The 468-nt window shown below is 75.6% G+C and carries 1 protein-coding gene; it reads left to right on the top strand.

Going from position 1 to position 468, the window contains the following annotated elements:
- A partial coding sequence (locus HMPREF0058_RS13395; protein WP_040319982.1) for an SMC hinge domain-related protein occupies positions 1 to 468 on the top strand: 468 nt, incomplete at both ends.

The raw sequence follows: 468 nt of genomic DNA, 5'->3' as shown, positions 1-468 counted from the left end.
TGTCCGCCCAGGACTCCACCGCGCAGCTCGCCGACTCCGGCCTGCCCGGGGTCCTGGGCCCCTTGGCCGAGCAGCTGGTGATCGAGCGTGGGTGGGAGAACGCGGTGGCTGCCCTGCTGGGCGAGGCCGCCACCGCAGCCGTGATGGTGGACGACGACGCCGCGACCCGGGCGCTGGTCCACGCCCGCGGCGCGGACTCCTCCAGCCTGCGCCTGGTGGTTGCCAGCTCCCACGGCCTGGATTCTCCGACCGAGGAGCGGCCGGAGGAGGCCGGCTACCCGGGTGCGCACCGCGCGCTCAGCCTGGTTTGCGCCCGGGGGCAGGACCTCACGGCGCTGCTGGACCACCTGCTGGCAGGCTCCTGGGTGGTGGCGGACCTGGAGGCGGCGGCCTCGCTGCGTGAGGCGGTACCCCACGCCGTCGTCGCCACGAGAGACGGCGAGGTCCTCGCTCCGGGACGGGCCAGCG

The organism is Actinomyces urogenitalis DSM 15434 (assembly GCF_000159035.1).
GTDB lineage: Bacteria > Actinomycetota > Actinomycetes > Actinomycetales > Actinomycetaceae > Actinomyces > Actinomyces urogenitalis.
This window is presented reverse-complemented; position numbering and strand designations above follow the sequence as displayed.